Here is a 9,766-nt window from a genome sequence, read left to right as displayed (position 1 = left end):
TCGTTGTCGACGGGCCTGAGCTCGACCGACAGCACGGTGGCCTCGCTGTCGACTTCGACGTCGACGGGTCTGTCGTCGGCGACCAGCTCGATCAGCTCGCTGTCCACGTCGACTTCGACGGGTATCAACTCGTTGTCGACGGGCCTGAGCTCGACCGACAGCACGGTGGCTTCGCTCTCGACTTCGACGTCGACGGGTCTGTCGTCGGCGACCAGCTCGATCAGCTCGCTGTCCACATCGACCTCGACCGGCATCAACTCGCTGTCGACGGGCCTCAGCTCGACCGATAGCACGGTGGCGTCGCTGTCGACCTCCACGTCGACCGGTCTCTCGTCGGCAACCAGCTCGATCAGCTCGTTGTCCACGTCGACTTCGACGGGTATCAACTCGTTGTCGACGGGCCTCAGCTCGACCAACAGTTCGGTCGCCTCGCTCTCGACCTCCACGTCGACGGGACTCTCGTCGGCCACCAGCTCGATCAGCTCGCTGTCCACGTCGACCTCGACGGGTATCAACTCGTTGTCGACAGGCCTGAGCTCGACCGATAGCACGGTGGCTTCGCTGTCGACTTCGACGTCGACGATCGGAAGCTCGCTGTCCACCGGCCTGTCCACGACGAACAGCAACGTCGCATCCCTGTCGACGGTGGTCTCGGCGACACGCACGCATTACTACAGCGTGAACGACAACGGTGTTCAGCAGGCCAACTACGCGAACGACGGCGCAACCGGCATCAACGCCATGGCAGCCGGCACCAGCGCGACGGCAAGCGGCGGTGCGGCGACCGCGATCGGCAACGCAGCCAACGCAGCAGGCACGCAGAGCGTCGCGGTGGGCAATAGCTCGACGGCGTCCGCGGCTTCGACCGTGGCGATCGGCGACAGCAACACGGTGTCGGCTGCGGCGGGCCGGGGCTCGATCGCCGGCGGTCACAACTCGACGGTCGTTTCCGGCACGGGTGCGATTGCATTGGGTGAAGGTCAGACGGCCAACGGTAGCGGAGCGGTTGCACTTGGCGATCCGAACACGGCGACCGGAAACGGTGCGATCGCGGTTGGCGCGAACAACACGGCAACGGGCAATGGCGCGTTGGCGATCGGCAATACGAACACGGCGCAAGGCACGGGTTCGGTTGCGCTGGGCCAGAACTCGGTGGCGGGGACGGCGGGAGCGACGACCGGAAGCGTGGCGATCGGCAATGGCGCGACTGCCACAGCGAATCCGGGTGACGTTGCACTGGGTTCCGGGTCGATTACCTCGGCACCGAATCAGGTTGCCAGCGGCATCGTGGCCGGGAACGTATACACCTATGCCGGCGCCAACCCGACCAGTGTGGTCAGCGTCGGTGCGCCGGGAGCCGAACGCCAGATCACCAACGTCGCTGCCGGCCGGGTGAGTGCGACGAGCACGGATGCGGTCAATGGCTCGCAACTGAACGCGACCAATCTCGCGGTCGGTAGCTTGTCGACGGGGTTGTCGACGACGAACAGCAACGTCGCCTCGCTGTCCACGTCGACCTCCAGCGCGGTTAGTTCGCTGTCGACGGGGTTGAGCACGACCAACAGCAGCGTGACCTCGCTGTCGACGTCGATGTCGAGCTCGGTTGGCTCGCTGTCGACGGGGTTGAGCACGACGAACAGCTCGGTCATTTCCCTGTCGACGGGACTTTCCGTAACCGACAGCAATCTTGCATCGCTGTCGACGAGCGTCAGCTCGGCCGTCGGTACGGCCACCTCGCTCTCGACGTTGGTCACGTCAGCGCGCACGCACTACTACAGCGTGAACGACAACGGGACCCAACAGGGCAACTACAGCAACGATGGAGCGACCGGTGTCAACGCGATGGCGGCCGGGGTCAACGCGACGGCATCGGGCGCGAATGCCACGGCGGTCGGCGCCAGTGCGAACGCTTCCGGAGACGGTGCAACGGTGATCGGCGCGAATGCGTTGGGCAGCGGCAAGAACAGCGTCGCACTCGGCTCCGGCGCGAACGCCACCGCGCCGAATTCGGTCGCGCTCGGTGCGGGTTCGATCGCAGGCGAGGCGAACACGGTCTCGGTCGGTGCGCCGAACAGCGAACGCCGCATCACCAATGTCGGACCGGGCGTCAACCCGACCGATGCCGTGAACGTGTCGCAGCTCAATGCGGTGCAGGGGTCGATCAATACGGTGGCGCGGACGGCCTACGCGGGTGTTGCGGGCGCAACCGCGTTGACGATGATTCCGGACGTCGACCTGGGCAAGACGATCGCCGTCGGCATCGGTACTGCGACCTATCAAGGCTACGGTGCTGTCGCGCTCGGATTCACCGCCCGGATTACCGAGAACCTGAAACTCAAGGGCGGGGTCGGGGCCAGTAGCGCGGGTCGCACCTACGGCGTTGGATTGGGCTACCAGTGGTAACGCGATCGGCGGGGCCGGGCATGGCTCGGTTCCCGTCGATCGTGCGAACGATCGGGAATCGCCGAAACACGACATGAAACATGAGGTACGACATGTATAAGGCAATGTTCTGCATTGCGGCGCTGGCTACCCTGGCGGGCTGCTCGTCATCATCCGGACCGACCTTCAGCGCGTGGTCGGTCGATCGGCAGGACGGGCAAAAAACCTATCGGGTAAGTTGCTACGGACTGCTTGAAGGATCGGGAACCTGCTACAGCAAGGCGCGTGAGATCTGTCGCGATCAGCCGATGCGACCGGTCCAGGATGACGCGCCGCTCGGATCCACGACGTCGGACGGCAAGCCGAACACCCGTCTTCTGACATTCCAGTGTGGCGCGCCTGCGGCGACGCCGGCCCCGGTACCAGCACCGGCCCCCGCGCCGGTCGTTCGATCGGCGCCGCAGCAGATGACGTTGTCGGGCGATGCGAATTTCGAAACCGACAAGGCCTCGCTCACACCGGTCGCGATCGGACAACTCGACAAACTGATCTCGGATGCGAAGGGCATGACCTTCGGTACGGTCGGCGTCAATGGCTACACCGACAGCGTCGGCTCGGGCGAATACAACCTCCGCCTGTCCGAGCAGCGTGCGCAAACGGTCGCGCGCTATCTGCGATCGCATGGGCTGAACGCGAAGCAGTTCGAGGCACACGGATATGGCAAGGCCAATCCTGTTGCAACGAACGGCACGGCCGCCGGTCGTGCGCAGAATCGCCGCGTCGAGATCGTGTTGCAGCAGAACTGATGTACTGCCCCGGGCTGGATTGGTTCCCGGACGAATCCTCGTGCGTTCCGGCGAATGTTTGGGGCTTGAGGACCGGATTTCTTCGGTCCGGTCCTCCTTTTTATTCCATACCGACGAGACGAGGGCGTCGGTGCTCGGGCGTTACCGGATGCCGCAACGGTGACACCCGATTCCGTCGGAGGCTGGAGTAGCGGCATCGCTGTAGAAATTGTTTCGAGAAAAAACACGAGGACGCCCCAAGAGGGCGAGACGAAACACGATGCGTATTGGAATTTCATTGGCCACCCGGCCAGGCCACACCATTTGGGACAGTGGACAGGGGCAGAACGTATTTTTCCTGGCCAAGCTGCTGCGTGCACTGCCGGCAGTTCGAGATGTGGTCCTGCTCAATTGCGGCTTCGAGCCGAGAATGCCGGCGGACGCCGTAGCGCTGATGCCGGACCTGAAGATGTTGCGTCCGGACGAAGCAACGGAACTGGTCGACGTCGTGATCGAAATGAGCGGCGGGCTCGATGTCGCATGGCTCGACCATCTCCGCGCGCGCGGCAAGAAGGTCGTCCATCTGTGTTGTGAACAACCGTATGTCGGGTTGATCGAGCCGAGCATCTTTCAGCGCGGCGGATATGGCGCGCGCGCCGATCGATGCGACGAGGTCTGGATACTCCCGAAAGACCGTGTCTTCGGACCGATGCTGGAAACGCTACATCGGTGCCCGGTTCATGAAGTGCCGTTCCTGTGGGATCCAATGTTCGTCGATCATCGCGCGAACGCACTCCATGCCGCGGGACAGCACTTCGGATACGTACCGGCGGCGGCACCGCATGCTGCGCCGCGGGGGCTGCGGGTGGCGATCTTCGAGCCCAATATTTCCGTCGTGAAGTGTTGCATGGTGCCAATGCTGATCTGTGACGCGGCGTTTCGCGCAGCGCCAGACGCGATCGCCGAGATGCGGGTCTTCAATGGTGCTCATCTCGAACAGCATCCAACCTTCTCGTTCATGCGAAACGGGCTGGATCTGCATCGCGAGAGGCGCGTCTACGTCGACCATCAGCACGATTTTTCGGACTACATGAGTCGGTCATCCGATACGGTTGTCGCGCATCAGTGGCAGAACGATCAGAACATCCCGTATCTGGATGCGCTTTATCGCGGATACCCGTTGATTCACAACTCGGCCTGGCTGCGCGAATTCGGCTACTACTACCCGGAGTTCGACGTGTCGGCAGGTGCCCGCGCGCTCATCCGCGCGGCGCGGCAGCATGACGCGGATCATGCCGACTATGTGCGCGGCGCGCGCACATTCCTGGCCGGACTGCATCCGCACTCGCCGGAAAACGGCGCGCGCTACTTCCAGCAGTTGCTGAACGTGACCGCGTGCGGCCGCGGCAGGGGGGCGTGATGTCCCGTCCGATACGAGTGAAGGTCGGCATCACGATTTTTCTGCGGACCGGCCAGCAATCGATCTGGGAGAACGGCATCTTCCAGAACGTCTATTTCCTCGCGATGCTGCTCAGGCGCTCGCCGTTCGTCGACGAGGTATATCTGGTCAACGGCGGCGATGGAAACCCGACCGAAGCAGCTTCGTTCCTCGCGCTATCGCCTGCGCCGGTGATCGATCTCGATGTCGCGCGAGAGAAACTCGACGTGGTCATCGAATTGAGCGCGCAGTTGGATCCCGACTGGGCGCGCGGATTTCGTGATCGCGGCGGTCGCGTGATCGGCATGCGCGTCGCCAACGATTACGTCATCGACATCGAACGGATGATGTTCGGCAAGCCCCATGGGCTGCTGCTGTCGGGTACGCCGTACAGCGCGGTCTGGACGCTGCCGGCTTTCGAGAAGACGTGCACCGGCTACTACGAAGCTGGCTCGCGGGCGCCCGTACATGTGATGCAGCACCTGTGGAGCCCGGTGCTGCTGGAGCAATCGATGAAGCGCTCAGGCGTTGACGGCACGCTGGACTACGTGCCCGGGCGTTCTCGCTGGCGCGTTGCCGTGCTTGAGCCGAACATCTGCATGGTCAAGACCGCGCATCTCGCGATGCTGATCGCCGATCTCGCACATCGACAAGACCCTCGATTCATCGATTACCTGCGCGTCTTCAATGCGATGACGCTGAAGGAGGATGTGGCGTTTGTCGGCTTCGCCCTTGGCCTCGACTTGACACGGCAGGGGCGCGCCAGTTTCGAGCCGAGGTTGCCGGTGTACGAGATATTGCCCGCCCAGGCCGACGCGATCGTGTCGCATCAGTGGGAAAACGCGCAGAACTATCTGTACTACGAGGCACTGTACGGCGGCTTTCCGCTGATTCACAACTCGACGCTGTTGGGGAATTGCGGGTATCGCTATGACGGTTTCGATTGTCGAGAAGGCGCGCTTGCGTTGCGTCGCGCGTACGCGGAGCACGATCTGCAACTCGAGAACTACCGCCGCAACGCGCGGACCTTCCTGGCATCGCTGGCCCCGGAACTGCCCGCGAACGTCGAGCAGTACACCGCGGCGATCGAGTCGGTTTTCAGTGGAGGGTGATGCACATGGTCGCCCGCATGTTCTCTACTCAGGTTGCCGTCGCGCTCGCCGCGTTGGGGGGCGCGATTGCAGCACTCGCGCAGCCGGTGCCTGCCGTGCCGCCAGCCGCAGTGCCCGTCACGGTCCTTGCACATGCCGCCCAGGAAATCGGCATTCGTCGTTGTTACGACGCCGTCGCACAGGTGTCGGCGCGCGTGTTCGATCACGCGCACCGGGCCGATGTGCTGCTCGACTGGCAGCGCACGAATCCCGACATCGGGCCGTTCTTTTCGATGTCGGGCATCGAATTCCCGACATCGTCGGCGCTGTTGTCGCTGGTTACGGTTCCGGGCGTCACCGGCGGCTGCTCGGTATTGGCCGAGCGGATTTCCAGCGCACCGCTGTCCTGTGCGCAGGTTGCACGCACTGAATTGATCGGGTATCACGCCACCCCACTCGTCAAATCCGTCATGGTCTATACCGATTCGTCCCACCCGCGCGAAACGGTCGTTCTCGTCGATACGCCGCCTTCCTGCCTGATCCTGCGCCGTCAGGTGCAATTCCAGTGGGGGGCCGCGCAATGAACCCGACAACGTCGGCTCGTCTCGGGCGTGCGGAGCGATCCCTGCGCATCGGTATCACGATCGGCCTGCAGGATGAGGCTGAAAGCCTTTGGGTCAATGGCATCAAGCAGAACGCGTTGTATCTGATGCGCGTATTCCAGCATTCGCCGTTGCGCCATCGGGTGCTGCTGGTCAACACGACGTCGGTCGCGATTACGTCGAGACTGCCGTGGGACATCGAGCGCTACCCGGTCGGGCGCTTCGAGGACGTCAAGGATGATCTCGACGTGCTGATCGAGCTGGGTGGTCAGATCAATGCCGACCAGACCGGATATCTGAAGGCGCGCGGCACCAGGCTCGTCAGTTATTGCTGCGGCCCGGAGTTCGTGCAGATGATGGAGGCGATGATCTTCGATCGCCGGATGTGCGATTCCGTATTTATTAACCAGCGTTACGACGAGGTGTGGGTGATTCCGCAGGTGGTCGAGACGAGCTGGCATTTCTTCAAGACGTTGCGCCGGTGTCCCGTCCGGGAAGTGCCGTTCGTCTGGGATCCGATGTGCATAGAGGCACGTGCGCGCGATCTGCCCAACGGCGGCGAATACCGGCCGGCCAGCGGGCCGCGGAGGCTGTCGGTGATGGAGGCGAACATCGACGTGCTCAAGTTCTGCCTGTATCCGATGCTGATCGTCGAAAACGCCTATCGTCTCGTGGGCAGCGAAATCGGCCATCTTCATGTGACGAACGCGCAGCATCTGGCGCTGCATCGTCCCGAATTCATCGGCGTTGCGAAGTACCTGGATATCGTGCGCGACCACAAGGCAAGCTTCGTCGGTTTGTTCGAAACGCCACGATTTCTTGCCGAGCATACCGACATCGTCGTGTCCCACCAGTGGGGGCTCGCGCTGAACTATTTCTATTTCGACGTGTGCTGGAACGGCTACCCGTTCGTGCACAACGCGCATTTATGCAGCGACCTGGGCTACTACTACCCCGGCCAGGACGTCGACGAAGGCGCGCGTCAGCTCGTACAGGCGATTCGAAATCACGACCATGGATGGGAGGAGTATCGGGCGCGCCAAAGGAAATGCATCGGGCGCTTCTTGACGACTGACGCCCGGGTGGTTGCGTGCTACGACGAACTGTTGCTTCGAGTGAGCGGAATCGATCGCTCGACGGAGGAGACATCATGAGCCGCTATCAGACTCTGCTTGAGCGATACGAAAAGCTGAAGAGCGAAATCGAGCGCGAACGTGCGATAGAAAAGGACCGTCTGGAGAATCTCGTGGCCGCGCGTGTGCGTGCGGTGCTCCAGGAGTTCGGATTCGACTTCGAAGTGGTACCGCGTAAGACACGTGGGCTCGACAGAAGCAAGCGGCCCGTGCCGAAATACTGGAATCCGGCGACGGGGCAGACATGGAGCGGACGAGGGCGGCCTCCGGTCTGGATGATCGGGGAGGATCGCGAACGATACCGGATTCCCGGTTCCGGCGACGAGCAGGGGGACGATCCCGAATGCGAGTCGAATTGACCAGACGGAAAGCCTTTGCGACGCGTATACAACCGGGAAGAACAATGACGACACATGAATCCCTTTCGGCACGGATCAACAGACTGCTCGACCGGGGCGACCTGATCGGTGCTTCGCGACTCTTCGATGAGCTCGCCGCGCGAAACTCGTCCGATCCGTCGCTTCTTGTCGCCGGGAGCCGGATCATGCGCATGCGTGGCCGCAGCGCCGACGCCGATGCGCTCATTGGATGCGCGTTGGTGCTGGATCCCGACTATGGACCGGCGTGGGTCGAACGTGCGAGGCAGGCTGCCGCGGTGGAAGACTGGGCTCACGCAAGAAGGTGGTATGCACGGGCCTATCAGAATGGGGGGGAGGGTGAACCGTGGATTATCGAGTGGATCGAACTGCTGGCTCGGCAACCGGACGAAACGAGCGCGATCGACTTGGCCGAGCGCTTCTGTGAGGCGGCACCGCATAGCGCGTCGGGATGGTTCCATCTCGGATTGCTGCATCAGCGTGCAAGACGGCACCGGGAAGCGTTGACAGCGTACGCGCGCGCAGAGCGGCTCGATCCGGCGATGCCGATGCTGCAAAACAATATTGCGGCTGCGCACATCGAACTCGGCGAGTTGTCGCGAGCTCAACCCTTACTCGACGCACTGGTCGCCCGTGAACCGTCGAATGCGCTGGCATGGAACAACCTGTCGCTCGTCCTGCTCGAGCAGCATGATCTCGTCGGCAGTGAAGTTGCGTCCGAGCGCGCCTGCGCATTGGCACCCGACTATCCGGTCGCGCTGCTCACCTATGTTCAGGTGCTGAAAGAGAGGCAACAGTGGGGTGCGGCGCTGAACGCGATTCACCGCGCACATCAGTTCGATCCGAATAATCCGTCGATCATCTGGGCAATGGCGATGTTGCAATTGCTGCAGGGCGATTACGTGCAGGGATGGGCGAACCACGAGGCCCGTTGGCTTGGATCACCGGAGCTGCGAGACGTGTCGCCGAATCCGCCCGCGCCGCGGTGGACGGGCGAGTCGCTGGACGGAAAAACATTGTTTGTCTGGGGCGAGCAGGGAAACGGCGACGCGATCCAGTTCATGCGCTTCGTGCCGCAACTCGCGGAACGTGTTCGTACAGAAGGCGGCAAGCTCGTGTACTGCTGTTTCGCGCAATTCCTGCCGCTCTTCAGGCGTGCCCTCGAGGGCATCGTCGACACGATCGTGCCGCACGACGTATCGGCACTACCCGTATTCGATTTCGAACTGCCGCTTGCCAGCCTGCCTCGGGCGCTCGGTATCACGATCGACCGATTGCCCGGTGCGCCGCATTATTTGCGGCCGGATCCGGGCAAGGTCGAGCGTTGGCGCGGCCGCTGGGCGCACGACGGTCGGTTGTGTGTCGGGCTGGTATGGAGTGGAAACCGGACGCATCGACGCAATCCTCTGCGTTCGATCGAGCCGCTCGCCTATGCGAACGCATTCAAGGACATCGACGGAATCGAATTCGTCAATCTACAGCTGGACGCATCCGATGAGCTGGGCGCGATGCGCGAAGCGGGGATGGTCGTCACCGACCCGACCGCCGAACTGCGTTCATATGACGATACGGCCGCGTTGCTTTCGACGCTGGATCTCGTGATTACGGTTTGCACGTCGGTGGCGCACCTGGCGGGCGCGCTAGGCGTGCCGACCTGGCTGCTGCTCGACGTCAATCCGCACTGGATATGGATGACGGAGCGCACGGACAGCCCATGGTATCCGAGCTTGACGCTATATCGTCAGGCAGAGTACCGGCAGTGGGCGCCGGTCATCGAACGGGTGGCGGCCGACCTCCGGCACCTCTCCGAAGGCCGACGAGGCGGATTGCGGGCGCGCGATGCACGAACGTCGATTGACGAACCGCGGATGCGGCCGGAAACAAGGGGGACGAGATCGCCGTGGTTCGGCGTACGTCGCGCGGTGCGTGGTGGTTGATCGCGCGACCTCGAATCGTGC

General features: G+C 62.8%; 9 protein-coding genes. 8 read left to right on the top strand and 1 reads right to left on the bottom strand.

The genetic code is table 11. The features are described from left to right. On the bottom strand, positions 1 to 602 hold a 602-nt coding region (locus WS45_RS36650), incomplete at its 3' end, for a hypothetical protein (RefSeq protein WP_441294164.1). Here WS45_RS36650 and WS45_RS08015 point away from each other — a divergent pair. From WS45_RS08015 to WS45_RS07980, 8 genes are all read left to right on the top strand, one after another. Continuing rightward, on the top strand, positions 553 to 2,403 hold the full coding sequence (locus tag WS45_RS08015) for a YadA family autotransporter adhesin (RefSeq protein ID WP_441294163.1): 1,851 nt from the start codon (positions 553 to 555) through the stop codon (positions 2,401 to 2,403). The two genes, WS45_RS36650 and WS45_RS08015, sit on opposite strands and share 50 nt — an antisense overlap. A gap of 80 nt (positions 2,404 to 2,483) precedes the next feature. Continuing rightward, positions 2,484 to 3,188, top strand: coding sequence for an OmpA family protein (locus WS45_RS08010; protein ID WP_257140316.1), 705 nt, complete (start codon positions 2,484 to 2,486; stop codon positions 3,186 to 3,188). 259 nt (positions 3,189 to 3,447) lie between these two features. Next, positions 3,448 to 4,587, top strand: a complete 1,140-nt coding sequence (locus WS45_RS08005) for a DUF2827 family protein (protein ID WP_059699250.1) — start codon at positions 3,448 to 3,450, stop codon at positions 4,585 to 4,587. Then, entirely contained in the window at positions 4,587 to 5,717 is a 1,131-nt protein-coding gene (locus tag WS45_RS08000) for a DUF2827 domain-containing protein (RefSeq protein WP_059699288.1), read from the top strand. Before WS45_RS08005 ends, WS45_RS08000 begins: the two co-directional genes overlap by 1 nt. A gap of 5 nt (positions 5,718 to 5,722) precedes the next feature. Further along, on the top strand, positions 5,723 to 6,280 hold the full coding sequence (locus WS45_RS07995; RefSeq protein ID WP_063896530.1) for a hypothetical protein: 558 nt from the start codon (positions 5,723 to 5,725) through the stop codon (positions 6,278 to 6,280). Further along, positions 6,277 to 7,452 carry a DUF2827 domain-containing protein gene (locus WS45_RS07990; protein WP_059699246.1) on the top strand — a complete coding sequence of 392 codons (1,176 nt, stop codon included), beginning with the start codon at positions 6,277 to 6,279 and terminating at the stop codon, positions 7,450 to 7,452. The genes WS45_RS07995 and WS45_RS07990 overlap by 4 nt, the downstream gene beginning before the upstream one ends. Continuing rightward, complete coding sequence (locus WS45_RS07985) at positions 7,449 to 7,790, top strand: H-NS histone family protein (RefSeq protein WP_059527151.1); 342 nt, start codon at positions 7,449 to 7,451, stop codon at positions 7,788 to 7,790. The genes WS45_RS07990 and WS45_RS07985 overlap by 4 nt, the downstream gene beginning before the upstream one ends. 44 nt (positions 7,791 to 7,834) lie before the next feature. Continuing rightward, the gene (locus WS45_RS07980) at positions 7,835 to 9,745 is read left to right on the top strand and encodes a tetratricopeptide repeat protein (RefSeq protein WP_082721872.1); all 1,911 of its coding nucleotides are present in this window, start codon (positions 7,835 to 7,837) and stop codon (positions 9,743 to 9,745) included. Positions 9,746 to 9,766: the final 21 nt, after the last annotated feature.

The organism is Burkholderia sp. RF2-non_BP3 (genome assembly GCF_001522185.1).
In the GTDB taxonomy this organism is placed as follows: domain Bacteria; phylum Pseudomonadota; class Gammaproteobacteria; order Burkholderiales; family Burkholderiaceae; genus Burkholderia; species Burkholderia diffusa.
This window is presented reverse-complemented; position numbering and strand designations above follow the sequence as displayed.